The organism is Mesorhizobium sp. M6A.T.Cr.TU.017.01.1.1 (assembly GCF_004023115.1).
Lineage (GTDB): Bacteria > Pseudomonadota > Alphaproteobacteria > Rhizobiales > Rhizobiaceae > Mesorhizobium > Mesorhizobium mediterraneum.
This window is the reverse complement of the sequence record NZ_RZTA01000304.1, coordinates 1-418: the sequence shown is the minus strand read 5'-3', so window position 1 is coordinate 418 and position 418 is coordinate 1. Positions and strand designations below refer to the sequence as shown.

Below are 418 nucleotides of genomic sequence, written 5' to 3'. Positions count from 1 at the left end.
GCGACATGGCCGGGCGGCCGGGCTCACCCCTTCGCCAGCTTGCGGATCGCGCTCGATGACAGCGACGAGCGCGGGCCGTGAATGAAGGTCCAGGCCGGCGCCTTCATGCGGGCAAGCCGCGGCGCATCGCCCTCGTCGATGCGGGCATAGTCGAAGGTCTTGGCGACGACCGAGGACAGGAACGACAGCGTCGCGCCCGGGCGGTCGATGACGGCGATCGGGAAGGTCATGACGATCTCGCGCCAGCGCTGCCAGCGATGGAAATCGCGCAGACTGTCGGCACCCATGATCCAGACGAAGTCGACACCGGGGTTGCGCGCCTTGACCAGCGCCAGCGTATCGGCGGTGTAGCGGACGTGATGGGCGGCTTCGAAAGCGGTGACCTTGATCTTCGGGTTCTTGGCGATCTGTTCCGACA

At 66.7% G+C, this 418-nt stretch carries 1 protein-coding gene; it reads right to left on the bottom strand.

The window, feature by feature from the left end:
- Positions 1 to 23: 23 nt before the first annotated feature.
- Positions 24 to 418: nicotinate-nucleotide adenylyltransferase (locus EOB36_RS34115; protein ID WP_128286600.1), on the bottom strand; the 395-nt coding region annotated here is incomplete at its 5' end.